Below are 25,721 nucleotides of genomic sequence, written 5' to 3' on the forward strand. Positions count from 1 at the left end.
GCTCCATTCTGTTATGATTTACTAACCGATATCCGCTCTTACCGCTGCACCGGTCGCTCCGTTCGAGCGGGTCGTAATGACGAAGCTGCCTTTGTCTACTTGGCTGATAAATGCGCCGGCATCGAGCCCTTCTCCATTCACCGGCTGAAGCGTCAGCTTGCTAGCAGCCGTTACATTGAGGTTGGCTACCGTAACGGTACCGCCCGCTCCCAGTCCCGCCACGCTTATCGTCTGGGTCATCGGATCGTCCGCCAGCCGGACGTTGGTCAATAAGGCTTCCGTCGTACCGCCTTGGTTGAACCTGTGCGTATTTCCCCGGAAATCGCATGACGTTGCCTGAAGCTTCGTATTCCAGGCCGTTAAGCCGAAGACGCCGCACCCTATGGCCACGCACCCGGTCAATGAAGCGTCGACTGCATTGTCCGACACGTTGAAGCCATGCCTGTACGCGCCGATAGCGCGGCAGTTGACCAGCGCGACAGACTGTGAGCCCGCTACAATATTGAAGCCGTTGGCGACGTTCGTGGCCGACGTTGTCATGTGCCCGGCATTGATCGAGATGCAATTGACTACCGTCGTATAATGCGCCGGGACGCCGGCATGACCGAAATTGAACCCGTTGAAATACTTATTGTCCTTGACTATGCAATCAGATACGACAGAGTGGGTGGAATCAATCGATATCCCGGAAGCGCCGGCGTCGATTACGCGAACATTGCAGATCATATTGCGCGTTCCGCTTATTTGCAAGCCGGACCAGCTGTCCGCCCCACCGATCGCATTCAAGCCTTCGATGTTGGAATCGCTGCAATTTTGCAGCCATAAGGCTTCCCTGCCGTAGTCTTCAAGCCTGCTTATATTTAGGGTTACGAATTCGCTGTTCTTGACATACACGCAAGCCGTCGTCATATTGGAAGCGAGCGCAACTGGGAAATAGTTGCCTCTGATCACTCCTGCGGCTTGGACAGAAATATGGCTGCACTTGACGAAATCGAGCAGCCCGACCTTGTTCTCCACTTGCGTTTGCCCGCTTTTGTTGCCGTCTATCATACCGCCGACCGTTATTCGAATATGGTCATTGCCTTGCGTTTGATCCGCGTTGCGAATGATGGCTCCGGAAGTGCCCGCTTTTTTGAACAGTGTCCCATCCACTTTGAAATGAGTGCTGCTCGGGAGCAGCAGCGTTGATACGATGCATGTCAAATGCCCGGGCACACATACAGTTTTGCCGGCGGCGCTGTCGATTGCCAGTTGAATAGCTGTGGTATCGTCCGTCACTCCGTCGCCGACGGCGCCAAAATCCTCAACGCTGCACTCGCTTGCCGCCGACAGCCGTTTTTTCATGTCCACCTTGTCACGGTCGCTGTCTTTTTTCCTTTCGCCGCTCTCTCCGGATACCGCCTCCGTGATTGTTGCAGCATATGATCGATCCGGCCATAATGCGGAGGCCGCCATCACTACACCTGCCGTCCCGAGCGACGCCAGCAGCGCCCTTCTGCTGATCGTTTTTCCCGAACCGACGCGATTATCCTCCAGTCCCGGCTCTTCCCGCTTCGCTTCCTTTGACTGCTCCCATTCCTTGTTCCGCATAACGATCTCTCCTTCGTATTTATTTGTGAATCTCCATAATTGTAAGCCCTTCCATTTCAAAGTGACTATCCTTTCTTTTTCATTTCATGCGCCATTTTTCTTGTAAAAACAGCAAAAAGCCCGCGGTTCCGCTGGAATCCGCAGGCTGGCTTGCAAGGAGCCGAATTGTTGCTACAGCTCGGTTTATTCTTCTTTCCATTCTTCTATGAGAATTTGAGCGTCTTGTGCCAGCTCTTCTCTCACCTCTTCCGTGACCAAATGCTGCAATCCGTTGTTGGTCAAATGCCGGAGAAAGTCCTCCATATGTTTGATCGCTTGCTTGGTGCGCTCGCCTTGTCTATGGTGCTCCGCCTGATCCAATCGATTGCCCAATTGTTGATGCAGTGGATCGTGCAAGTCGCCGGAAGTTTTATAACGATTGAGCGCTTCGCGCATGGACGCAATGCTGAGGACTTGTTCCGCCAGGTTGGATTTGGCGGTAAATGCAATCGTGTGATCACCTCTCTGTATTTCCACCGATGGCGCATCCCCCGCATCATCCAACGAAATTTGGTGCCGGCTGCCGTCCTCGAATACTATGACAAGGTCTTTGCCGCCGTTATCCAGCTCCAAAGCCAACTGATCCGGTTGGGACATAGGCGAAATGACAGTGAAAAACCGTACATCGGTTCCATTTACCGTATACTGCTGTGTCGGTGTAGGCGTATTATGCTCCAACCAGCCCCGCATTTCCTTTTCCCTGCCTGTTCCGTTTAGTTCCGCACCCAGATCGACATTGCCAGGGTTAAGACCCTCTACTATAGCGGAGTCGAATGGCGCTGCGGAGATTCCCTTCATGACCGCTTCAGCAGAGCCAATGCTCCAATGCATGCCGTCCGCCAATTCTACCGCCTCGGCTGTTACGGAAGGGCTGTTCTGCTGATAATATCCGACCGGCGTGTGAAACAACAGCTCATACTGATGCTCTTGCTGATCCAGCGCCTTGAAATCGTCGATAAGGACAGCATATGCATCCTTTAAGTAAATGACGCTTCTTGTATGCTCAACCTCCACATCGGCCGTTTCCAAGATGCTGCCATACCCTGCCGTTCCGTAGGGCTTGTCATACGTGGCGGAAGCAAATGATACGCCTTCCCCGTCATAGTAAAAATAATCGGCCAGCCTTCTTAATATGTTCATCGGAGTGCTTGTTCTTCTTGCCTGGCCATAACCGTCCACCAGGGCGCTGTTGCTACCTCTCGTATTGGTCACGTACCATCTCGCTGCGCTTTTGTCATACAAGTGCTTTCCCGCATTCACAAGAAGGGGATAGCCATTGCTGTACAATTGTACATCCAGTTTATTTTGGAAGGAGTGCCAGCCGGTAGATCCAGTAGGGCCGGCCGTAAAGTGCAAGTAATCATCATTCAGTTCCCATCCTGAGCGCATCGTAATATTGCCCGCGTTTCTCAAGTGATAGAAATCGAAATCGGGACGCTGCCCCTCCGCTCCCCCTGTGGCCACCCATCTGAAGTCCTCCCGTTCCGGAAAGATGTCGAGAGCATTGGCAAAAATCTCACGCAAACTGCTCCCCGCAAACTTGCTCAATGTCGCTTCATTGCCTGTCGGCATGCCTCCATTCGGAGCTGTAATGGCAAGGAAGGCGGAATATTGCCTCTCTATGCTCTCCTCCAGCTGTTCCCACGTCTCACCCCGCAATTTCCCGTCCCTTACCCCCTTTATGAAAGCCGTGTATCTATTCAAAACAGAGATATGGTACGTCGGAGAGAGCTCATTCAGCGCTCCATCGGGAAGCACCTGACCGTCAATCGCCCTTGTCAGACGCTTGGCTGCCAATTCGGCCATTTCCTGTTGCACTGTAATTTCCGGGAAGTAAGTCGCTGTATACAGCATGCCTCCCGCTTCATAACTCCCCCAATTGCTGCCCTCGGTATAATGATGCGGGAAGGCCAGCCATGTCGCCTGATCGACGAGCGAACGCGTCAACAGATCGTTTAATTCCGCATCATACCATTCGGAGTGCTTGAAATAATAAATGGTCTCGACCCATTTTTGGAGTCTCACCCCTACCTCGATCGTTCTCCACGAAGCCGAAGTCCCGATCATTTGACTGCCGTTGTCATCCCTATAGCCGTAGCTGAACGGGTCCTCCTCGTCTCTGATCAGCCCTCCCGGAACAGAATTATAGTTGACAAAGGATTTATTCGCATCGTGAAAATCGTAACCGACACTCCTCACTCCGGGAATTTGGGTCGCAATCCAGCTTTTCATCTGATCCGCCAGCTCTTCCCCGTACTCATTCCCATCCTGAAGCAACGAAGCCATGGCCATGCTCATCCAGGAGGCATGATTGTGCAATGTCCATAACCACCCGTTATCGAGGGGAACTTCTTCGTCATAGTAGGTGGGATTATAATTCCAATCGATCTCATCAGGGAAGTAGTATTCATAGCCGCTTCGAATATGCCCCCGGTTCAGCCCTCTGTTCGCGGAGGAATAATTAATATCGCCCGCTGTCAATTGATCGGGAGACTTTAGATCGGACAACATCAATAGCCGATCATCCCGATTGACGATATAATGATGCCATTTTTCCTTCGCCCCCTGCGCATCCCCGGATTGATACGTTTCTACGATGTCTGCGATTTCTGCATTGTAAGTCGGGTCCAGCAACTTCCCGTAGAACTCGTCTTCACTCACGATAGGACCGGCTTCAAGATTGCTGTGCGGATAAACATCCAATGCGGCAAGCCGCGCCTCATATCTGTATTCATAGGCGAATGCCCTTGCCGGCATCCCGATAAGCACCATCATCATCAATAAAGAGACAGTTATTTTGATCGATCTCATCGTTCACCCTTCTTTCTTTATATATTCAGCGCTGCTCGACTGCATAGATCATCTCTTCACTCAGCATCAATTCGGGAAAGAATGCAAGCGCACTCCGCAAGCCGCTAGTCTCGTCCTCCTCCCACTCCTGTCCCTCGCTGAAATGATGGGGAATGGCCAGCCATGTCGCTTGATCTATGAGAGAACGCGTAACCAACTCGCAAAGCTCCGGATCAAAGGAAGGCGACTCTCTGAAATAGTAAAGCGTTTTCAGCCATTCGCGCAGCCGAATCCCGGTTTCAAGTGTTCTCCAGCTGGCAGACATTCCCGTCAAGCTTGTCCCGTCAGGACCCGTCAGCTCGTACTCAAATACATCAGACCCGTCGTCAAGAATGTCCGAATGCAAGGAGTGGCTGTACTGGACATATCGTTTATGCTGATCATGAAATTCCTGGCCTACGCTGGGTGTGCCGGGTACTTGGGTTGTAATCCAGCTCTTCATCTGGTAGGCGAGTTCCTCCGCATAGGCTGCATTTCCGCTTACGGCCGCTGCTTTCGCCATTTCCACCCACCATTCATGCGCATTCAGCGACCAGGTCCAGCCATGATCCGTCTGCAATTCGGGATCCGAATAGGTAGGATTATACGTCCAGTCGATCTCATCCGTGAATGAATACGCATAATCATTATATTCATGGCCTCTGCTTAAGCCTCTGTCCGCCATATCCCAGTCGACATCCTCCCGCGTCAATTCCGAAGCGGATTTGACAAGCTGAAGCTCCGTTCGCAATTCCGTTGCATATTCCTTGTTTTTGAAATAGGTGTGCCATTTGTTTCTCGTTAGTTCCAAATCGCCTGACCGGTACGTATCGATGATCTCTGTGATTGCAACGGAATTGCTGTCGTCCAGAAGCTGCTCATACAGTTCCTTGCTGCTCAGGACAGGCCCTTCCACAAGACTTGTATCCGCATAAAACTGCATGACAGCAAGTCTGGCTTCATATCTGTACTCATAACCGTATACACTATTGCTGGCGGAAAACAAGAGAATGAGAGCAACGAACATGTAACCTGTTTTTTTGACAAAACGCATGCAACAGTCCTCCTTGTTCATTTTTCCATTCTTATTGAAAATGGATTACATGATATAATGAGTAAAATTCATATCCTTTTTCCAATAGGGGGAATTCCATTGTTTCAAAGCAATCCGAATCCGTCTTATGATTTTGTCGTAACGGACATACCCTTTGTTCTTGAACGGAGAACAGATCCAGATTGGACAATAACAGTGGGAAATCAAAGCCATTACATACTGGCCTTTGCCAAAAGCGGCAAAGCCCGCTATATCGTTGACAATGAACAATACGATGTACAAGGCGGAGACATCCTCTTCTTCCCGCAAAAACTCAAGCGCACTGCCGTAAGCAACCCGGACGAGCCGTGGCATTTTTGTTCCGTCGCTTTTGGAATCGCTTTCTTGGATGAGAACATTTCAGCCCCGCTTTTCTCCGAATGGCCTCTCGTGAACCTCAGCTCGCACACGAACGAACTCGCCATTCTCTTTACTGAGCTCAGCTTGGCATGGACCGGTAAAAAAACGGGTTATTTGCTAAAATGCCGCAGTCTCATATTGGACATCATCCATATTTTCATCAATGAGCAAATGATCGCCGCCCGTTCCAATCCCCCTCATTTCCGTGCGATCGAAAAAGTGATGCATATGATGCTGGAAAACTATCAAACTACGTTCACGATAGAAGACTTGTTGTCTCATACCGAATTAAGTCCTTCCCATTTTCGCCTGTTATTCAAACGAGTGGCCGGCCAATCCATTACCAAATACCAAAATAAAATCAAAATCAACAAAGCGAAGGATTTCCTGCTCAGCGGCAGCTGCAATGTAACGGAGGCTGCCCGGAAAGTGGGATTTGAAGATGTTTACTATTTCAGCCGGTTGTTCAAAAGGATTACAGGGGTAAACCCTTCATCCTTTCTCAAAAAGGGGTGACCAAAAACTCGTTAGCTGACAACGGAACCCGACATCATATCCCCTCCTTATCAGTTGTTGTATTTCGCCCTCATTTTATCGAGAAAGGGCTTTCATAAGCCATGGAGAGAATAACGGAAATTTGGACAATTTGATTACGGTTGTTCACTTACACGTATGACTGGCATGCAAGAACGCTCATCCTCGTATCGGATTCACTAATCGCCAGTCGATCGTATACTATGGATATTATTGTGAAGTGGAGGGCTGCCCATTGGAGAAGAGTATTACAGCCATCATCAGCTTCGTTATGATTGTTGTCGCGTTCGGCGCGGGGCTTCTGTTGTCTGATCGCGAGCATAGACAGCAGTTGACCGAGATAACTTCCGCTCATCAACAGCTGGAGTCGGTGCTTCAGGAGTCGAATGCACAGCTGGCATCCACGCTAGAGCAGGCACGGTTGAACATTGAACAATTGGAAGCGGATAATCGGGGGCTACAACTAGCGAAGGAAGAATACGTTGATTTGCTGGAGGAGCTGAACGACAAGCTGCAGCGCAGAGAGGACATGCTGCGGGTGGTTACAGACGGACAAGTGCCTGACTTCGAGCTGCTGGAGGAGGGAGCGACGGGAACTATCGTATACGTGAAGGAGACGCCGAATGATAATGAGGAACGCGAACGGCTGCTTTACAAATTAGGCGCTGCATTCGCCCACTTGGACACCGTATCCTTCTGGAGCGACAAGACGCAAGCGGAACGGTATGTGAGAGGAGAATTGGAACGGAACGCGGATGAGATGCTGCCTCCATATGTCGGCATGTTCGGAGAGATCGTGCGATCGAACGAAGGGAAGCCGCGGCTGCTTCTGCACGGCTCGACAGGCGGACCGCTTGATTTGCAATTTGGAAAGTATGGAGTTGAGGCTCGGGCTGAGGCTGGGGAACCCTAGTGCGGACAAGTGCGAGGTACTGCCGAGTGAGGATGTGATCACACTCTACTCCGAGATCACACTCCACTCCGTGATCACACTCCACTCCGCGATCACACTCCACTCCTTCTATTGCGCGTTCTGAGCATACGTGGCATTAGGGGAATTCCATTCATTGCTCGTACTGAGCATGCGTTGTGTTAGCGGGTATTCCTTTCATTGCTCTTACTGAGCATGCGTGGCGTTTGCGGGAATTCCACTCATTGCTCGTACTGAGCATGCGTGGCATTAGGGGAATTCCATTCATTGCTCGTACTGAGCATGCGTGGCATTAGCTGGAATTCCTTTCTCGTACTGAGCATGCGTTGCGTTTGAGGGAACTCCTTTCATGTAGCCTGCATGGGGAGGGGGAATGTTTTCGTGGTAAGCAACTGTATTTCATGCCATTATATCGCAGCAAAACGGAGACTCAGCTGATTCAAATGGAAAACCTACAGTTATTATGCACGTTTTCGACCAATTGGACGATTATCCGCTAGATTAACTGTAGGAAATCCATTACCTACCTCACATACCATACTTGGAGCACAAAATAGCTACATAAAATCCATTTAAAGTGACCCTGGACACTGTTGATCCGTCGATGACCAGTCGTTCACTATGATGCCAACGGTTGCCTTTGACAACCGTTATCTCTTACGCCCCTTTTCGCCGCTCCAGTGTAGGATTCATACACTATATCTACTCATACCCGTATTTCCGTCTCCCCAGTGCTGGCCACATACACTATATCTACTCATACCCGTATTTCCGTCTCTCCAGTGTTGGCCACATACACTATATCTACTGATACCCTCATTTCCGTCTCTCCAGTGTTGGCCACATACACTATATCTACTCATACCCGCATTTCCGTCTCCTCAGTGTTGGCCACATACACTATATCTACTCATACCCGCATTTCCGTCTCATCAATGTTGGCCACATACACTATATCTACTCATAACCGCATTTCCGTCTCCCCAGTGTTGGCCACATACACTATATCTACTCATACCCGCATTTCCGTCTCATCAATGTTGGCCACATACACTATATCTACTCATAACCGCATTTCCGTCTCCCCAGTGTTGGCCACATACACTATTCCAGCCCGCACGAGTCTATCCACTAGCTACGGGTATTCAATTCGAATGTTATATCACTTGCGCCTATGGCAGTCGATGAGCAACTATTCACTATAACTATAACTATAACTATAACGACTGACGCTGAACAGAGGCCGTCACTTATACCAACGGTTGCTGCTGAACAGAGGCCGATACTTATGCCAACAACTGCCGCTGCACAACCGTTGACATTGACGCGCTCGCCAGTCCCTGACCGCCTATTGCCTCTGACGCACGATAGTCAACAGCTTACCCGTTCAGTGCCCGCACAGCCTTCAGCACTTCTTCGGCGTGGCCCTTCACCTTCACCTTGCGCCATTCGCGGACGAGGTTGCCTTCCTTGTCAATGAGGAAGGTAGAGCGCACGATGCCCATATACTCGCGTCCATACAGCTTCTTCAGTTGCCATACGCCATACTTCTCGCATACGCTGTGCTCCTCATCCGCCAGCAGAAGGAAGGGAAGTTCCTTCTTCGCAATGAAGTTCTGATGTGACTTCACGCTGTCGGTGCTGATACCGAGCAGAACGGCGTTCTCCTCCCGGAACTGGCCGTACGCATCACGCATATCGCATGCCTGCTGCGTGCAGGTCGGCGTCATGTCCTTCGGATAGAAGAAGATGACGACATGCTGCCCGCGCATGTCCATCAGCGACACCGTCTCGCCGTTCGACGCCGGAAGCTTGAACTTCGGCGCTTTCTTCCCTATTTCAATAGTCATCTCTATACTCCTCTCTAGTCGCACGCTTACGCGCTTATTGAACATAGGCAGCAGGTCCCGGCTGGTTGGGGAACATAGCAGCACACGCTATTACGAGCCGGCTCCCCGGTACCGCTTCACGCCGTGGTTCCACAACGCCAGCCCCAGCGTGAAGACGACAAGGCCCATCACCGGAGTGAGCATCGCCAGCTTGGACAGGTCATCCGCCTTTTTCTCCAGGAAGTAGGAGGCCGGAATGACCCCAACGAACGCGAAAGGCAGCAGCCATGTGAGCACGAAGCGAATCGCCTTGTTGTAGATGTTCACAGGATAACGCCCGTAGTTCTGAATATTGTAGATGAGCGGTACGATACCCGTCGGAGAATCGGAGAAGAAGGATATCGCGCTAAGCGCCGTGTAGATGCCTCCGTAGATCAGCACCGCCCCAATGACGAATAATGCCAGCATCAGCAGGTCCATGGCATGGAACGGCAAGTCCAGTCTGGTCCAGCAGATTGCCATTATGCCTGCTCCAACGGCTGAGCCCATCAGCGATGGCGGATCGACGTTCTCCAGCAGCACCTGGAACAGGCTGTGCGCAGGGCGCGTCAATACCCGGTCCATCTCCCCCTTCACGACATACCGCTCGCTGAAATTCCATATGCCGAAGAATGTGCTGAAGATGCCGTACGGAATCATGAAGAAGCCGTACACGAACACCACCTCGTCTTGCGACCAGCCGCCGAGCGACGGCGTATGCTGGAACACGACCAGAATGAAGATCAGGTTCATGATCTGGAACAACAGGTCCGAGATGACCTCGATCCAGAAGTCCGCCCGATAGGTCAGCTTTGTCTTGGCATAGTTTTTCAGATACTCCGTAAATAATGAAGCGTATCTCATCGCTGTCACCCTCCTTGCACGAACAGACGCTTGCGCGCCGCCCGCCATGTCAACCAGATGGGCAGCAGCAGCAGCGCGAACCACAGCATCTGCAGCCCCAGCACGTTTGAGGCGTCTCCCAGCGGAGTCCGTCCCGTGAAGACGGAGCTGGGCAAGTATGTGATGGCCTGGAACGGCAGCCATTCCATGATCCCGGACAGCCAACCCGGGAAGAAGGCAATCGGCACGACCACGCCGGAGAACAAGTCCACCATTACCCGCTTCATGCGCATCATGCCCTCGTTATTTTCCACGAAGAAAGCGAATAGTCCCGTCAAGATGTTGATCTGGGAATTGATCAGGAAGCTGAAGAACAGCATGACAAGATAGATCACCCAGACGAGCGGCTCCGTCGGCAGCTTCACCGGGAAGATCAGACAGACGATGAACAGTCCCGGCACCATGAAGAGCAGCAAGCGGAACAAGCCCTCGCCGAAGCCCTGCATCATTTTCACCAGCAAATAATTATAAGGACGAATAATCTGGATCGCTACGCTGCCGTCCCGTATCTCGTTCGCAATCTCCCTGTCCAGATTATTGAAGTAGAAGGCGCGCGCCATCCAGGACACCGCAATATACGTCGTCATCTGCGCCACGGTAAAGCCTGCCAGCGTCTCCTGATCGCCATAGATCGCCTGCCACAGAAAATAATACGCGCCGATGTTGATCGCATAGATGACGATTCCGCTGTAATAATTGACCCGATAGGCCAGCATCATGAGGAAGCGGATACGAATAAAATCAAGATAAGCGCTCATCATGGGGACGCCACTTCTTCCTTCTTGACTTCCGCCGCTTCCGCTGGAAGCTTCGCCGCCATCCCGCTGCTCGCTTCGGCCGATCCCGTCTGGTAGATGCCCCTGACGATTTCGTCCGTGTTCGTTTCGAAAATTTTGATATCGCGGATTTCCGCGCCGCCGACTACTCTGCCCATTGCATCCGACACGCTGACCTCATGCGGCACGAACATCTTCGCCGTCACATCGTTCTCAATCGTCCAACTGACAGCCAGCCCCGCAGTCAACGCCTGCAGCTTCGCCAGCGAAGTATGGCTGCCGAATTGGAACTGGATCTCTCTCCCCTTGCTCCATCTCGTCTTCAGCTCATCCAACCCGCCGTCGTATATGATCCGCCCGTCATCCAGCATGATGACCCGCGAGCAAAGGGCCTCGATATCCTGCAGATCATGCGTCGTAAGCAGAATTGTGGTCCCTTCCTGCCTGTTCATCTCCAGCAGGAAGTCCCTGATCTCCGTCTTCACGACGATATCCAGCCCGATCGTCGGCTCGTCCAGGAACAGGATAGACGGATTATGCAGCAGGGACGCCACCAGCTCGCAGCGCATCCGCTGCCCCAGACTCAGCTTGCGGACGGGACGGTTCAACAAGTCGCCTAACTGAAGCCGTTCCACCAGATTGTCCAGCCGCTTCTTGAATTCCGCTTCCGGCACGCGGTACACCTTGCGCAGCAGTTGGAACGATTCAATGACACCGATATCCCACCACAGCTGGGAACGCTGTCCGAAGACGACGCCGATGCCGTTTACGAACTTCTCCCGCTCTTTATACGGAACGAAGCCGTTCACCTTTAATTCGCCAGACGTCGGCACCAGAATGCCGGTCAGCATTTTAATCGTGGTCGATTTGCCCGCTCCGTTCTCTCCGATATAACCGCATATCTCGCCTTGCGGAATCTGGAATGAAATATCCTTCACCGCAGTCACTTCCCTGTAATCGCGCTTGAATAGATCCTTCAGCGCGCCAGACAAGCCCTCGCGATTCTTTTGCACTTTGAATTGCTTCCGCAGATCCTTCACATCAATTGCATGCATGACGCTGTTCTAGCCCCTCTCGCTCGACATTTCCTGGGAAATAGCGATATTATTTTGCTCGAAATGATAAAACTTGCATGTCATCCGTGCCTAACGATATAATTTTATGATATGTAATGATACATTACTTCTTGTAAAGCGTAAATGTTTCGGTTGCACGAATCGAAGGTAAACATACATATGAGACTCCGTCCATAAGCATGCTCTGGTGCCGAGGCTTTCTGTGCATCATGCAACTTAAGCGGCAGCCTGGCGTCTAATCCTAATAAAGTTTTTATTCGCGCTTTGTATCTCCCCTTCATTCAATCAAACTTTAGCTTCACAAAGCTTTTTTGAAAGGAGACCAGCTCACACCATGAGTACGCGGTCAAAAAAGAAAAAATCAGGATGGAAATGGTTTTTCATTATTTTCTCAGTAATTGTAGCGCTATTAATCGGAGGCGCCGTCTATTGGGGCGTGGGCGTATATGGAGAGTTGGAAAAATTCCAGAAGTCGCCTGACGAGTCCCGATTCCCTACTCAAGCACCTGATAAAATTGTCGAAATTCCGAAGTGGGAAGGCAAGGAACGCGTCAACGTCCTGCTACTGGGCGGAGATGCACGCGATGCCGCGGAAGGCGAGCCTGCCCGCTCCGATTCTATGCTGGTTGCTTCGATCGATCCCGTCACGAAGACGGCTCATCTCTTCTCTGTCTTGCGCGATACGTACGGGGATATCGAAGGATACCGGAAAGGCAAGATCAATTCTGCGATTACGCTTGGCGGACCTCCGCTGGCGATGAAGACGGTCGGCAATTTGCTTGGGCTGGACATTCAATACTTCATCTATACCGACTTCGAGGGATTCAAATCGCTTGTCGATACGATCGACGGCGTCTGGTTCGAAGTGGAGAAGGACATGCGCTACCGCGACAATGCGGACGGCAACCGCTACGATATCGATCTGAAGAAGGGCTATCAGCTGCTGGACGGTGACAAAGCGCTGCAATACGTCCGCTTCCGCCACGATGCATTGAGCGACTATACCCGAACGGAGCGCCAGCGCAACTTCTTGACAGCTGTAGCGAAGAAGCTGCAGTCAACCTGGAACATTATTCGGATGAAGGAAATATTGGAGAGCGTCTCCCCTTATATCGAGACCAATATGTCCGTAAGCGATATGCTTAAGCTGGGACAGTTGGGCGTGAATTTGAATATGGGCGGCACAGCGCAAATTCCGCCAATGGAGCTGGTCAAGGAAGAAAGAGTGAACGGCTCGGACGTCATCACCATCCGCAGCGAAGATGCGCTGCTCGGCTACGTGCAGGAAGTACTGTCGAAGGACGAATCGCAGCCGGAGCCGGAACAGTCCGCATCTCCTGACGGGGAGAGCGGCGGGAACGCAGGGAGCAGCGGAAGCTCGACCAACTAACATCATTGCATTACACGGAAGGAGTTCAAGACCGTGACTATGAACAGAACAACCTCGGACGCGTTGTACGAACAAGCGCTGGAGCATATCGTAGGGGGCGTCAATAGCCCCTCTCGCTCCTTCAAGGCGGTGGGCGGCGGTGCCCCCGTCATGATGAAGCGGGCCGAAGGCGCCTACTTCTGGGACGTCGACGATAACCGGTACATCGATTATCTGGCGGCTTACGGCCCCATCATTGCCGGGCATGCTCACCCACATATTACGGAAGCGATTATTCGCGCGGCGCAGAACGGCACGCTGTACGGTACGCCGACGGAGCTGGAGATCAAGCTGGCCCGCATGCTGAAGGAAGCCATTCCTTCCATGGACAAGGTTCGGTTCGTCAATTCCGGCACGGAAGCCGTCATGACGACTATACGGGTCGCACGCGCTTATACGAACCGCAGCAAAATCATCAAATTCGCCGGCTGCTATCATGGCCATTCCGATCTGGTGCTCGTAGCCGCCGGCTCGGGCCCTTCCACACTCGGCATTCCCGACAGTGCGGGCATTCCGACGAGCATCGCGCATGAGGTCATTACCGTCCCGTTCAACAATCTGGACGCACTGAAGAAAGCGCTGGACCGGTGGGGCGACGATACGGCAGCGGTCATGGTGGAGCCGATCGTCGGCAACTTCGGCATGGTCATGCCGCATGAGGGCTTCCTGGAAGGGCTGTGCAAGCTGACGCGCGAAGCCGGCGCTCTCGTCATCTACGACGAAGTGATCAGCGCCTTCCGCTTCCACTACGGCTCGGTCCAGACGTTCGGCGCCTTCAAGGACCATGCGGCAATCGAACCGGATCTGACCGCACTGGGCAAAATCATCGGAGGCGGCATGCCGATCGGCGCTTATGGCGGACGCCGTCACATTATGGAGCAGGTCGCTCCGCTCGGCCCTGCTTATCAGGCCGGCACGATGGCCGGCAACCCCGCTTCCATCTCCGCCGGCATCGCCTGCCTTGAGGTACTGCAGGAGCCGGGGTTATACGATCGGATGGACCGACTGGCGTCACGACTGGCTGGCGGACTGCAGGAGGCGGCGGATGCGCATGAGATCCCGCTGACGATCAACCAGATTCGCGGCTCCTTCTCGGCTCACTTCTGTGACCATCCCGTCACGAACTACGACGAGGCGCAGGACACCGACGGCGACTTGTTCGGCCGCTTCTTCCGCCTGATGCTGGATCAAGGCATCAACCTGGCGCCATCCAAGTACGAGGCGTGGTTCCTGACGACGGCCCATACAGATGCGGACATCGACGCCACGATTGAAGCCGCCCGCAAGGCGATGGCCTCGCTAGCTTGAGCGAACGCGACTAAGACCGGCAAATGAGAGAGGAAGACATGGAGCAAGAACGCTCTCCCTCCTTCTGCCGGTCTTTTTTTGTGCCCTTTACTTGTCAGGTCGCAGCCTCCCGTCAACTGTGCCTCGTCTTGCTAATCGCCCCCCCGCCAGGCCGATTACTTTGCATCAGATTAGCCTACTTTATACGAAATTTCGTACAGATCCACATGCCACATCAGCATATCAGCCACTTTTATACGATTTATCATACAAACTCGCCACCACCTCTAGCATATCAACCACTTTTATACGATTTATCATACAAACTCGCCGCCACCTCCAGCATATCAACCACTTTTATACGATTTATCATACAAACTCGCCGCCACCTCCAGCATATCAGCCACTTTTATACGATTTATCGTACAAACTCGCCACCACCTCTAGCATATCAACCACTTTTATACGATTTATCGTACAAACTCGCCACCACCTCTAGCATATCAACCACTTTTATACGATTTATCATACAAACTCGCCGCCACCTCCAGCATATCAGCCACTTTTATACGAAATATCGTATAAAGCCGCCGATCACCACAATAACTCCACCCAATTTGTATGATTAATCGTACAAGGCAGCGGTCGGCCTCAGCCTATCAACTTTGAATTCCTACAAATTTAGAGCGGTTTCGCAACGCCCTCTCTATGCCTTATCGACACCTTCTCCAGTCCAATTTGCACAATCTTATCATTATTTATGGACGAACAAACTGTTCCCTCACTTTTTCCATGGTATAATCTATCTGTTCATTTATTCCCCTAGGAGGCATTCATCATGATTGGAAATTCCGGCTTGTTTCGAAGATCTGTCTTCCGCAAGCATTTGCTGCTTTTTTTTGCTACTATTCTGATTCCAACATTGCTTATCGTCACGGTCTACTGGTTCATCGCCTCGCACGAGACGAAGGAACAGATCACGAAGGATTCATCCGCCCGCTTGGACCGAATCGACCGCAATATGAATATGTTTCTGGACAGTATCGACCGTATGGCGCTCCAATTCTCCTTCACGCCTTCGGTATCGAATTACTTGAACCATTCCTATACGATGACCGCCTTCGATTATTACATAGTCAAAGAACAGATGCGCGACTGGAAATTTTCCAATCCGCTTATCCATTCCTTCTCCATGCATGTCTTCCTGAACGACAAAGTGCTGACAGCCGATGAAGGGATATACGACAACGAGGAGTATTTTGACCGAGCCTTTCTGAATGATATGAGAGAGATGAATATCGAACGAGCCGCCTCCTGGACGGGGCTTCGCACGCCGAAGGACCCGTTGATGAATTCGGAATCGGAAGTTGTGACATTCGTGAAAGCGATTCCAATTCTTCAGCATCCTCCGCTCGGCTTGCTGAATATCGGGATCGACAAGAACCGGCTGCTTGATCTCATTACACCCCGAACAGACTCAGCGGGGACGATGGAGCTTATTATTGATCCGCAGAACCAGCTGCTGTCCAGAGCTCCTGTCCAGATGGATTACAACAGCTTGATTCAAAATCTACAATCGGGAGAACAGCGGACACACATCGCCTCGCTGGGAGAGGAACGTTACTTCGTAACAGCCCGCAAGCATAGCGGCAATGAATGGGTCATGCTGCAATTGACGCCTTACCAAGTCTATAGCGAAGAGATGCTGAGCACATTGCGCACCATCCTGCTCGTATTCACTGTCATCTTGCTGCTTGGGCTAGCCATGTCCTATTTGTTCGCATCGCTTCTGTACGAGCCGTGGAAGCGGCTTACAAAGCGATTGAAGGATCACATGATCTATCCGCCCGATTCTGCCGTGGACGATTACACGATCGTAGACAGCACGATCGGCAATATGATCTCGACGATACGGCATAACGAACCGATCGTTCGAAGCACGCTCGTTCGCGACCTGCTGCAAGGCCAGCTCGCGGGGGAACAGGAAGCGGAGCGCCGCCTGAACGAGCTCGGCATCTCCTTCCCCCATCCCGGCTGTCTGGCGTTAATCATCGCATGGGAGCCGTCCAAGCTTGCCGCAGCAGATCCGCAGAAGCACAGCATTCTCTACCTGTTCAGTCTGGCGGAGGACGTGCTGGACGCGGAATTCCGATTGATCGGCACCGTGCTGGACCGCAGCAAGATCGGGTTTATCCTGAACGTGGAGCAAGCCGAAAGAGATGCCGCATTAACGGACAAGCTCAGCGAATGCTGCGACCGGCTGCTCTCCCATATTAACGGGCAAGGACTGGCCCCGCTCACGATCAGCGCGGGCGAGGTTAAATCTCTGCATCTCATCCATGAATCCTGCGAGCAAGCGCAGCGCACGATGACATACAAGGCATTCCTGCATCACGAAGGCGTCTTGTTCCCGGACGACACGGCGGCTCCGCAACGCTTCGATTACCCCGTCTCCTATCAGAAGCTGCTGCTGAATGTCATCTTGACCGGCGACCGCAAGCAAGCGGAAGAGCTGATGTCCGGCTTGTTCGACCGGTACGTCTTCAATTCCAGGTATTCCGAATCCAAGCTGCAGCAGATGATTACGATGCTGATGGGCTCCATCGTAAGCTCACTTGCGCAAGAGGGCTACGATGTGGGTCCGATTCTGGGAGAGACGGATTTCCTTCACTTTCAAGACAGCCGCAATTCTTCGCAGCTGCTTGTCGATATTAACGCGCGAATCGGGTTGATCATGAACCATCTGGATTCGCTCCGTCAAGTACAGCCGTATAGCTCGCTCGTCAGCAAGACGATCGCTTTCATGGAACAGAATTACGCGAACAACTTATCCATAGCGGACATTGCCGAAGCGATGGGCATCAGCAACAGCCATTTGAGCCGCGTATTCAAGTCGGAGCTCGGCAAGACGCCACTGGAATATTTGACGGAATACCGACTGGAGCATGGCAAGCGGCTGCTTGCCGATTCCACGCTTTCCCTGAATCAGATCAGTCAGGCGATCGGCTACAATCATGCCCATACATTTATCCGATATTTCAAATTGTACGTAGGCATGACGCCCGGAGACTTCCGCAAGACGCAGTTAGAGTAGCTGCAACTTTTTGATATCCATGTATACAATCGTGTAGAATAGCGGCTTTACGCAAAAAAGTCTGCACAGCGGGCAGAAACTGTGGATGTACGCTCCACCCGTGACGGGCTATGCTTTAACCGTGTTGACGCGAGTCACACCATTAACGCATAGAAAGGAGGTTGCAACCTTGAATCTGTCCGCTGCTTCTTCAGCTCCCGCCACAACGGTCCGTCAATCGGGATGGCGCAGACAATTGAAAGCTTTTAGCCGGCACAAGTACTACTTTATTTTGTTTTTTCCGGGTCTCGTCTTTTTTCTTATCTTTCAATACTGGCCGTTGTTCGGGATTACGATCGCCTTCAAAGATTACCGCATGCTAGAGGGGATATTAGGGAGTCCTTGGGCCGGCCTGAAATGGTTCCGCATTCTGTTCGATTCGCCGGACTTCTATATGGCGTTCCGCAATACGGTAATCATCAGCTTCTACAAGCTGGCCATTAACTTTCCGGCACCTATTATACTGGCGCTGCTGCTGAACGAGGTACGTCTGATGTTCTTCAAGCGGGTCGTGCAGACGATTGTCTACTTCCCGCACTTTCTGTCCTGGGTCATTCTTGGCGGAATCCTGTTCTCCCTCTTCTCGGCGAACGCGGCGCTGCTTAACTTGCTCGGAATGGACACTTCTCCATTCATGGACCCGTCCAAATTCCGCGGCTTTCTTGTGCTGAGCGAATTATGGAAGGAAGTCGGCTGGGGCACGATCATCTATATGGCAGCCATTGCCGGCATTAATCAGGATTTATATGAAGCTGCGCGCATGGACGGCGCCTCGCGCTTTCAACTGATTCGTCATATTACGCTGCCATCGATAGCTGGGACCATCATCATTATGCTGATTCTGCGCACCGGCAATATTCTGCATGTCGGCTTCGATCAAATCTTCATCATGTACAATCCGCTCGTCTACGAAGTGGCCGATGTGCTGGATACCTATGTATACCGGGTCGGACTGATGATGGGACGCTATTCTTATGCAACGGCTGCAGGCTTGTTCCAATCCGTTATCGGCCTTGTCCTGCTGCTCATAACGAATGCAATCGCCCGCAGAGTCGGCGAACGCGGAATTTGGTGAGGTGCACATGAAACAATCAGCAGCATCAAAAATATTCAGTGTAAGCAACTATTCTTTTCTGATCGCGCTCAGCTTCGTGACCTTATACCCGCTGTGGCATGTCATGTCCTTGTCGCTAAGCTCCAAGACGGAAGCGTTAAGCGGAGGCCTGTTCCTCTGGCCCAGGGATTTCACCTGGACCGCTTATGCCGACATCTTGAGCGCCGATTATATATGGAACGCCTACGGCAACACCATTTACATCACTTTCGTCGGTACATTCCTTAACCTGTTATTCACCTCCAGCACGGCTTATGCGCTGTCGAAGCGGACGCTGCCATGGCTGAAGGTGTGGATTGTCATGATTCTGTTCGCCATGTTGTTCAGCGGAGGCATGATTCCCAATTACATGGTCGTCAAGGAGCTGGGATTGCTCAATACGCATATGGCGCTAATTATTCCCAATCTGATCTCCTCCTTTAACGTCATTATCATGCTGAACTTTATCCGTTCCATTCCGGAAGAAGTGGAAGAGTCCGCGATGATCGACGGAGCGAATCCGATACATATCTTCTTCCGCATCATTATCCCGCTATGCAAGCCGGTACTTGCGACATTGGCCTTATGGGTCGGAGTCGGCTTGTGGAACAACTTTTTTCAGGCGCTTATTTACTTGAATGACAAAGAGCTGACGACGCTGCCGCTTCTTCTGCGCAATATTATCGAAGGACAGCAGCAGTTCGAAGAGATGGGCATGCTGTCGGATTCCTCTACGGAATCGGTTATCGCGGCTACAATCATCATCTCCATCATTCCAATTATAGCTGTTTACCCTTTCCTGCAACGTTTTTTTGCCAAAGGTATTATGCTCGGCTCGGTAAAATCTTGATTTTCACTTAATCGATGGAGGTCGACCCATGACATTAATGAAGAGATTGTCCGTTCTTACACTCGCATCCGCTATGCTGGTGACTGCTGCCGGCTGCGGTAGCGGCAACAATAATACGCCTGAGCCTACGAAGAGCCCTTCCAAGCCTTCGAACGAGAAGCAGACCGAAGCTCCAGCGGAAACGACAACAACCTATAACATCATGCGCAATATCTCCATTCCGGAATATCCCTCCGATGGCGGAGAAGCGAAGACGAAAATTATCGCAGAGCTTGAGAAATCCGGCATTAAGGGCTTCGATTACAAGATCAATATGGCTGCGGGAACAGAATATTATACGAAATTGAATTTGCTGGCATCCTCCGGCGAGTTGCCGGATCTGTTCGATATCGACGGCATTACACTCAAGCGGTTCGTAGAGCAAGGGCTCGTCCTTCCATTGGACGATTACTTGGCGAAGGTGCCGGAATATGTGGAGCTGATTCCCGAGGATCGTTGGGAGCAAGTGACATTCGATGGCAAAATATACGCTATCCCTTCCGGAAAGCTGCCTAATCCGATCAACCACAGCAGTGTTACATCCATCTTGATTAGAGAGGATTGGCTCAAGGAATTGAATCTGGAGCAGCCCGACACGTTGGATGAGCTGTATGAGACGCTGAAGGCGATCACCGCACACTATCCTGGCAATAATGGACTCGGCGGCATTAAGACGTCTAATTTCTTCTCGATATTCGGCGCATTCGGCATCACTCCGAACTTCTGGTTCGAGCGTGATGGCGTGATCAAGAAAGGCATGGTGCTTCCGGAAGCCAAGGAGGCGCTGGCTGTCCTGCAGAAATGGTATAAAGAAGGTCTGATCGATCCCGACTTCCCGATTATGGAGTCCAAGCAGCTGAACGAGAAGATCGTCAATTCGAAAATCGGCGTATGGGAAGGCACAGGCTTCATGACCCATCCGCAGACCAACTCGACGACGGAAGCGCTTATGAGCACTAGTCCCGAAGCTGTACTGACAATGCTGGAAACGCCGGCCGGTCCGGAAGGCAAGCGCGGTTATCCGGAATCGCTTGGCAGCCTGCGCGCATTCTCCGCCAAGATCGAAGATCCCGACAAGCTTCTCCAGGTGTTGAACTGGATGACGATAACCGGCGACCAAGGCGGCGGACTCGATCTCGTTCATTACGGTGTAGAGGGCGAGGACTATACGTACGACCGCGAGAAGGACTTCATTCAGCAGTCTTCATCCTACTCGGAGTTGTATAAGAAGGGCTACTCCAACCCGCTTCGCATATCCGGCATTTCCGATCGCCGCTACGCGCTGCCTGAAGTAAGAGGCGCGATCGAGACTGCGACGAAGCATCTGATCCAGAACGAGCTGTGGAAGCCGCTTCAGTCGGAGCTTGATTATCCTGATCTCACAAGCAAGCTGTGGACGGAATACTTCGTCAAGATTGTTACCGGCGTCTACTCTGTCGACAAGCACGATGAGTTCGTGGAGAAGTACTACGCCCAGGGCGGAGACAAGGTCGAGCAGGAAGCGAACGAAGAGTGGAGCAAGCTGAAGCAGCAATAATAATACGCATGTGCGAGGAGGCAACAATATGAACGTATGGAACGCAACATCCCGAATTCGCTGGATTAGCTTCTTCACGATTTCCTTATTGATCATAGCACTTCTCTCAAGCACGATGCCATCTCCTTCACCGGCGCGGGCCAGCTCGTCCGCTGCTTGCGCCGGCTCGGATCAGGCATCCAATGCAATCGTCGCGTTCGATCCGACGGATACGAACTGGAACGACAGCGGCTCCCAGCAATGGTCATGGGCACCGAGCGCGGCGAACGGCTTCAGCTCCCCCACTCCGGGCTGGGGGAACCCGACCGATATGCGCATACGGAACAATTGCGTATTCGGCGGAACATATATGGCGATTACCGCTTCCGACGGACTAGCCGCGATCATCCCATATCCGGCCGGCAACAGCAGGCAATGGTCGCTTAACGTTGGCGGCAACCCGCAGGCAGCAGAGCTGCTGCCGAACGGCAATATTGCCATCGCCGCCACCTCGGGCGGATGGGTACGCATATATACCTCTTCTCAGGGAGCTTCCTCGACGAATTATGTCCAATACGATCTGCCCGGCGCCAAAGGCGTATTATGGGACCCGCTTCACAACGTATTGTGGGCGGTCGGGCAACATCATCTGGTAGCTCTGCTGGAGAATGGCTCCGCTTCGGCGCCGAATCTGGAAGAATCCTTCAAGATCGCGCTGCCGACCGCTGTCGGCCGTGATGTTCAGCCCGTCTATGGCGACACCGACCGGCTATGGGTTTCAACGGACAGCGCAGTCTACCAGTATGTGAAATCGACTAAAACCTTCGATACGTCTTATACAGGCTCCGCTTCCATCAGCAGAGCCGGAGTGCGAAGCGTAGGCAGCAACGAAGACGGCCAAGTCGTCGAGACCGTACCGAAGGCGGGCTGTCAGAACGCCTGGTGCACCGACACAGCTGACTTCTTCGAACCAGCGGCTACACGAACCCGCACAGGAGCATCCTTCTATAAAGTCCGTTACCTGATTCCCGAATACCAATAAGGAGGAGTTGCCGATATGTTGCGTATATGGAAAGCATCCGCCGTCTCTCTTGCGGCTATCGTCATCGTCGTCAGTTCAATGAATTGGATGGGTAATGCCCGCGCGAATACGACTGTTCCCGATTCCTATGTTGCCGTAGCCGATCAGGGCTCGGGAGGCCGAATCACGTTGTATGACCCGCTCGCGACAGACTGGAACCAAAGCAGTGCCGTGAAGTGGTCCTGGTATCCGAATGCCTCCAACGGCTTCGTCGACAACCAGCCCGGTTGGGGTTATCCTTCGGGCGTCAAGCTAAGGGAAAACTGTGTATACGGCGGAAAATGGATGGTCGTCGTGGATTCCAACGGATTCGCCGGCATTATTCCTTACCCGGCGGGCAATTCGAAGAAATGGTCGCAAGTCATTCCCGGCAATCTGCACTCCATCGAGCTGCTGCCGGACGGCAATGTCGCCATTGCCGCCAGCAACGGCGGCTGGGTTCGCATTTATACTTCGTCGCAAGCCGTCGACTCCTCCACTTATGTGCAATATGATCTGCCTGGCGGACATGGCGTGCTATGGGATCCCGAGAACGAGCTGCTCTGGGCGCTTGGCAACGATCATCTGGTCTCCTTGCGCATCACAGGAACGGCCAGCGCTCCCGTTATAACAGAAGTAGACAAGATTACCTTGCCGACTCGCTGGGGACATGATCTGTCTCCCGTCTATGGCGACACGGATCGGCTCTGGGTGTCTTCGGGCTCCAAAGTCTATCAATTTACGAAGTCTACGAAAATCTGGTCAGAAACCTATGCAGGCTCTAGCGATGCCAATCGTGCGCATGTGAAGGCGCATGGCAACCAGCCGTCCGGTCAGATCGTTCGGGCGGTGCCGAAGGACGGAGGCGTTCATCCTTGGACGACCGATACCGTCGACTTCTTCTTGCCCAATACATCGCGTACAGTGACTGGCGGGGGCTTCTACAAAGCTCGCATATGGAACTCCGATTACCAGTAAGATGAAGGAGGCCCGTGATGATAGAAAGAAGAACGCTGGTCTCGCTGCTCATCGTGTTCGCCATGCTATGGCTGGCGGGCTGCAGTGAAGGAGCAGGAATGGAGACTGATCCGGAGGAAAATGCCTTGACGGAAGACGAAGCATCCGCCGAGTACATTGCCGTGACGGATCAGAGTGCAGGCGGCAGCATCCTCGTGTTCGATCCGGAGGTCGGCGACTGGAATAGCTCAGAAGCGGTGAAGTGGTCCTGGCGGCCCGGTGCCGACAACGGCTTCTCCGATGACGAGCCCGGGTGGGGCTACCCTTCGGGCGTCAAGCTCAGACACAGCGAACTCCATGGCGGGCAGGTCATGCTCGTCGTGGATTCCGACGGCTTCGCAGGCATCGTTCCTTCCCCTGCTGGAGACGCCAGACTATGGTCGCAGGTGGTTCCCGGCAATCTGCCGTCCGGAAGAATCGCGCTGACCGTGCCGAAGGCCGGAGGCGTGCATGCATGGACGACCGACACTGTTCACGTCCTGCTCCCGGACAGCAGTACGCGCACCCGCGACGGCGCCGGCTTCTACAAGGCGCGAGTGTGGAACTCTGCCTATCAATAGGTCGGCTATAGACGAGAGAGCCGCATTGTACGAATTATTCAATGCGGCTCGTCCGTCACGGCAATCGGATGCGTTTGTACGATAATTCGTACAATCCGTTCGACCGGCATCACTCGCGTACCTGCCACCTTTGTACGAAAAATCGTACAAAACGACCGGCATCACTCGCGTACCGGCCACTTTTGTACGAAAAATCGTACAAAACGACCGGTCAGACTCGCGAACCTGCCACTTTTGTACGAAAAATCGTACAAAACGACCGGCATCACTCGCGTACCTGCCACTTTTGTACGAAAAATCGTACAAACCAAACGGCCGGACTCGCCAACCGGCCCCCTTTGTACGAAAAATCGTACAAAACGATCGGCATCACTCGCGTACCGGCCACTTTTGTACGAAAAATCGTACAAAACGATCGGCCGGACTCGCCAACCGGCCACTTTTGTACGAAAAATCGTACAAAACGACCGGTCAGACTCGCGAACCTGCCACCTTTGTACGAAAAATCGTACAAAACGATCGGCATCACTCGCGTACCGGCCACTTTTGTACGAAAAATCGTACAAAACGACCGGCATCACTCGCGTACCGGCCACTTTTGTACGAAAAATCGTACAAAACGATCGGCCGGACTCGCCAACCTGCCACTTTTGTACGAAAAATCGTACAAAACGACCGGCATCACTCGCCAACCTGCCACCTTTGTACGAAAAATCGTACAAAGGGGGCTGGCTATTTCAGTATGGTTCCCCCAACACACATAGCAGAGAAAACAAAAGCGCCGTGACGACCGTAAAATGGAATAACACGTCGTTCAACAAGGAGAATTGTTCATATGACTGACACGCAACGCACATTGCCCGAGCAATGGCTGCTCGGTACGACCTATCGCTTGCAAGGAGAGCTGGCGCTTGAAGATGTCGCCAATGCCGGTCTCCAATGCATCGAACTAACTTTCCATGGCCTGGATATGCATTCGGCTGCCATCCGCCGCCAACTGGAAGAGACTGTCGGTGCTGCGCAACGTCACGGACTTGCCGTCTGGTCCATGCATCTTCCGTTCGGCGAAGAGTGGGACCCCTCCACACTGAATGCCGGCATACGAGATGCCATGATCGGTAATATACGCGACATCTTTCAGTTGGCACAGCGGCTCGGTATTGGCAGACTCGTCTATCATCCCAGCTATGAGCCAATCAGACCGGAGGAACGGGAAGAGCGAATCGCGGCCTGTATAAGCAATTTGCACACGCTAGGTACGGAGGCGCAATCGCATGGCGTTCGGCTCGCCGTGGAGTGTCTGCCGCGCACTTGTCTGGCCAACACGGCAAGCGAGATGGCCAGACTGCTGGAGGCGCATCCCGGGCTAGGCATCTGCTGCGATGTCAATCATCTGCTGCAGGAGCCGCCGGAGCAATTCATCCGCAAGCTGGGGGCTTCGATCGTCACGACCCATATCTCCGACAATGACGGTATGGATGAAAAGCATTGGCTGCCGGGTAAGGGTGTCCTGTCGTGGAACGCCATCATTCGAGCGCTATCGGAGACTGGCTATCAGGGGGCGTTCATGTACGAGCTGCGCGACTGCCCGCCCGACCGCCTGAAGACCAATTGGCAGCGGCTGCTGGAGGATTATCGAGCAGTTGACCTGAACGAACAGAAGTAACACCGTTTTGCAGCCTGAATCGGAAGGTGAACGGCAGCAAGCGTCATGGCAATGGAAAAGCGCGAGAACTCC

General features: G+C 52.5%; 19 protein-coding genes. 12 read left to right on the forward strand and 7 right to left on the reverse strand.

Translation table 11 applies throughout. The annotated features are described in order from the left end of the window. Nucleotides 1-21: 21 nt before the first annotated feature. The 3 genes from M6D81_RS24290 to M6D81_RS24300 form a co-directional block, all read right to left on the reverse strand. Nucleotides 22-1,590: a right-handed parallel beta-helix repeat-containing protein gene (locus M6D81_RS24290; protein WP_262679760.1), complete on the reverse strand. Its 1,569-nt coding sequence runs from the start codon at nucleotides 1,588-1,590 to the stop codon at nucleotides 22-24. A gap of 183 nt (nucleotides 1,591-1,773) precedes the next feature. Further along, nucleotides 1,774-4,440, reverse strand: a complete 2,667-nt coding sequence (locus tag M6D81_RS24295) for a heparinase II/III family protein (protein ID WP_262679761.1) — start codon at nucleotides 4,438-4,440, stop codon at nucleotides 1,774-1,776. A gap of 25 nt (nucleotides 4,441-4,465) precedes the next feature. Continuing rightward, the gene (locus M6D81_RS24300) at nucleotides 4,466-5,512 is read right to left on the reverse strand and encodes a heparinase II/III family protein (protein WP_262679762.1); all 1,047 of its coding nucleotides are present in this window, start codon (nucleotides 5,510-5,512) and stop codon (nucleotides 4,466-4,468) included. A gap of 57 nt (nucleotides 5,513-5,569) precedes the next feature. Between M6D81_RS24300 and M6D81_RS24305 the strand changes: the two genes are divergently transcribed. Together M6D81_RS24305 and M6D81_RS24310 are read left to right on the forward strand one after the other, a co-directional pair. Then, a complete protein-coding gene (locus tag M6D81_RS24305) occupies nucleotides 5,570-6,427 on the forward strand; it encodes an AraC family transcriptional regulator (RefSeq protein ID WP_262679763.1) in 858 nt (285 codons plus the stop codon). Nucleotides 6,428-6,680: 253 nt separating this feature from the next. Further along, nucleotides 6,681-7,358, forward strand: coding sequence for a hypothetical protein (locus tag M6D81_RS24310; RefSeq protein ID WP_262679764.1), 678 nt, complete (start codon nucleotides 6,681-6,683; stop codon nucleotides 7,356-7,358). Between the two features lie 1,397 nt (nucleotides 7,359-8,755). Here M6D81_RS24310 and bcp read toward each other — a convergent pair. From bcp to M6D81_RS24330, 4 genes are all read right to left on the reverse strand, one after another. Continuing rightward, a complete protein-coding gene (gene bcp, locus M6D81_RS24315; RefSeq protein ID WP_262679765.1) occupies nucleotides 8,756-9,226 on the reverse strand; it encodes a thioredoxin-dependent thiol peroxidase in 471 nt (156 codons plus the stop codon). A gap of 90 nt (nucleotides 9,227-9,316) precedes the next feature. Beyond that, complete coding sequence (locus M6D81_RS24320) at nucleotides 9,317-10,108, reverse strand: ABC transporter permease (RefSeq protein WP_262679766.1); 792 nt, start codon at nucleotides 10,106-10,108, stop codon at nucleotides 9,317-9,319. A 5-nt stretch (nucleotides 10,109-10,113) separates the two neighbouring features. Beyond that, nucleotides 10,114-10,908, reverse strand: a complete 795-nt coding sequence (locus M6D81_RS24325; protein WP_262679767.1) for an ABC transporter permease — start codon at nucleotides 10,906-10,908, stop codon at nucleotides 10,114-10,116. Beyond that, nucleotides 10,905-11,978, reverse strand: coding sequence for an ABC transporter ATP-binding protein (locus M6D81_RS24330; protein WP_262679768.1), 1,074 nt, complete (start codon nucleotides 11,976-11,978; stop codon nucleotides 10,905-10,907). Before M6D81_RS24330 ends, M6D81_RS24325 begins: the two co-directional genes overlap by 4 nt. 355 nt (nucleotides 11,979-12,333) lie before the next feature. Between M6D81_RS24330 and M6D81_RS24335 the strand changes: the two genes are divergently transcribed. The 10 genes from M6D81_RS24335 to M6D81_RS24380 all read left to right on the forward strand — a co-directional run bounded on the left by M6D81_RS24335 (nucleotide 12,334) and on the right by M6D81_RS24380 (nucleotide 25,649). After that, the gene (locus M6D81_RS24335; RefSeq protein ID WP_262679769.1) at nucleotides 12,334-13,389 is read left to right on the forward strand and encodes an LCP family protein; all 1,056 of its coding nucleotides are present in this window, start codon (nucleotides 12,334-12,336) and stop codon (nucleotides 13,387-13,389) included. A gap of 33 nt (nucleotides 13,390-13,422) precedes the next feature. Beyond that, complete coding sequence (locus M6D81_RS24340) at nucleotides 13,423-14,736, forward strand: glutamate-1-semialdehyde 2,1-aminomutase (RefSeq protein WP_317259164.1); 1,314 nt, start codon at nucleotides 13,423-13,425, stop codon at nucleotides 14,734-14,736. Between the two features lie 817 nt (nucleotides 14,737-15,553). Continuing rightward, nucleotides 15,554-17,809, forward strand: coding sequence for a helix-turn-helix domain-containing protein (locus tag M6D81_RS24345; protein WP_262679770.1), 2,256 nt, complete (start codon nucleotides 15,554-15,556; stop codon nucleotides 17,807-17,809). 169 nt (nucleotides 17,810-17,978) lie between these two features. Then, on the forward strand, nucleotides 17,979-18,923 hold the full coding sequence (locus tag M6D81_RS24350) for an ABC transporter permease (RefSeq protein WP_262679771.1): 945 nt from the start codon (nucleotides 17,979-17,981) through the stop codon (nucleotides 18,921-18,923). A gap of 7 nt (nucleotides 18,924-18,930) precedes the next feature. Then, nucleotides 18,931-19,791, forward strand: coding sequence for a carbohydrate ABC transporter permease (locus M6D81_RS24355; RefSeq protein ID WP_262679772.1), 861 nt, complete (start codon nucleotides 18,931-18,933; stop codon nucleotides 19,789-19,791). A 28-nt stretch (nucleotides 19,792-19,819) separates the two neighbouring features. Beyond that, nucleotides 19,820-21,367: an extracellular solute-binding protein gene (locus M6D81_RS24360; RefSeq protein ID WP_262679773.1), complete on the forward strand. Its 1,548-nt coding sequence runs from the start codon at nucleotides 19,820-19,822 to the stop codon at nucleotides 21,365-21,367. Nucleotides 21,368-21,395: 28 nt separating this feature from the next. Further along, the gene (locus M6D81_RS24365) at nucleotides 21,396-22,388 is read left to right on the forward strand and encodes a DUF6528 family protein (RefSeq protein ID WP_262679774.1); all 993 of its coding nucleotides are present in this window, start codon (nucleotides 21,396-21,398) and stop codon (nucleotides 22,386-22,388) included. A gap of 15 nt (nucleotides 22,389-22,403) precedes the next feature. Next, entirely contained in the window at nucleotides 22,404-23,384 is a 981-nt protein-coding gene (locus M6D81_RS24370; protein ID WP_262679775.1) for a DUF6528 family protein, read from the forward strand. A 17-nt stretch (nucleotides 23,385-23,401) separates the two neighbouring features. Beyond that, nucleotides 23,402-23,983: a hypothetical protein gene (locus M6D81_RS24375; protein ID WP_262679776.1), complete on the forward strand. Its 582-nt coding sequence runs from the start codon at nucleotides 23,402-23,404 to the stop codon at nucleotides 23,981-23,983. 835 nt (nucleotides 23,984-24,818) lie between these two features. After that, the gene (locus M6D81_RS24380) at nucleotides 24,819-25,649 is read left to right on the forward strand and encodes a sugar phosphate isomerase/epimerase family protein (protein WP_262679777.1); all 831 of its coding nucleotides are present in this window, start codon (nucleotides 24,819-24,821) and stop codon (nucleotides 25,647-25,649) included. The last annotated feature ends 72 nt before the right edge of the window (nucleotides 25,650-25,721 follow it).

Origin of the sequence: Paenibacillus sp. J5C2022 (assembly GCF_025567625.1) — a bacterium.
GTDB lineage: Bacteria > Bacillota > Bacilli > Paenibacillales > Paenibacillaceae > Pristimantibacillus.

Coding starts and splice junctions, on each gene's coding strand:
- M6D81_RS24305 (WP_262679763.1), top strand. CDS start 5,570: ATGAGTAAAATTCATATCCTTTTTCCAATAGGGGGAATTCCATTGTTT.
- M6D81_RS24345 (WP_262679770.1), top strand. CDS start 15,554: ATGATTGGAAATTCCGGCTTGTTTCGAAGATCTGTCTTCCGCAAGCAT.
- M6D81_RS24360 (WP_262679773.1), top strand. CDS start 19,820: ATGACATTAATGAAGAGATTGTCCGTTCTTACACTCGCATCCGCTATG.
- M6D81_RS24355 (WP_262679772.1), top strand. CDS start 18,931: ATGAAACAATCAGCAGCATCAAAAATATTCAGTGTAAGCAACTATTCT.
- M6D81_RS24335 (WP_262679769.1), top strand. CDS start 12,334: ATGAGTACGCGGTCAAAAAAGAAAAAATCAGGATGGAAATGGTTTTTC.
- M6D81_RS24325 (WP_262679767.1), bottom strand. CDS start 10,908: ATGATGAGCGCTTATCTTGATTTTATTCGTATCCGCTTCCTCATGATG.
- bcp (WP_262679765.1), bottom strand. CDS start 9,226: ATGACTATTGAAATAGGGAAGAAAGCGCCGAAGTTCAAGCTTCCGGCG.
- M6D81_RS24290 (WP_262679760.1), bottom strand. CDS start 1,590: ATGCGGAACAAGGAATGGGAGCAGTCAAAGGAAGCGAAGCGGGAAGAG.
- M6D81_RS24320 (WP_262679766.1), bottom strand. CDS start 10,108: ATGAGATACGCTTCATTATTTACGGAGTATCTGAAAAACTATGCCAAG.
- M6D81_RS24365 (WP_262679774.1), top strand. CDS start 21,396: ATGAACGTATGGAACGCAACATCCCGAATTCGCTGGATTAGCTTCTTC.
- M6D81_RS24380 (WP_262679777.1), top strand. CDS start 24,819: ATGACTGACACGCAACGCACATTGCCCGAGCAATGGCTGCTCGGTACG.
- M6D81_RS24370 (WP_262679775.1), top strand. CDS start 22,404: ATGTTGCGTATATGGAAAGCATCCGCCGTCTCTCTTGCGGCTATCGTC.
- M6D81_RS24330 (WP_262679768.1), bottom strand. CDS start 11,978: ATGCATGCAATTGATGTGAAGGATCTGCGGAAGCAATTCAAAGTGCAA.
- M6D81_RS24300 (WP_262679762.1), bottom strand. CDS start 5,512: ATGCGTTTTGTCAAAAAAACAGGTTACATGTTCGTTGCTCTCATTCTC.
- M6D81_RS24295 (WP_262679761.1), bottom strand. CDS start 4,440: ATGAGATCGATCAAAATAACTGTCTCTTTATTGATGATGATGGTGCTT.
- M6D81_RS24375 (WP_262679776.1), top strand. CDS start 23,402: ATGATAGAAAGAAGAACGCTGGTCTCGCTGCTCATCGTGTTCGCCATG.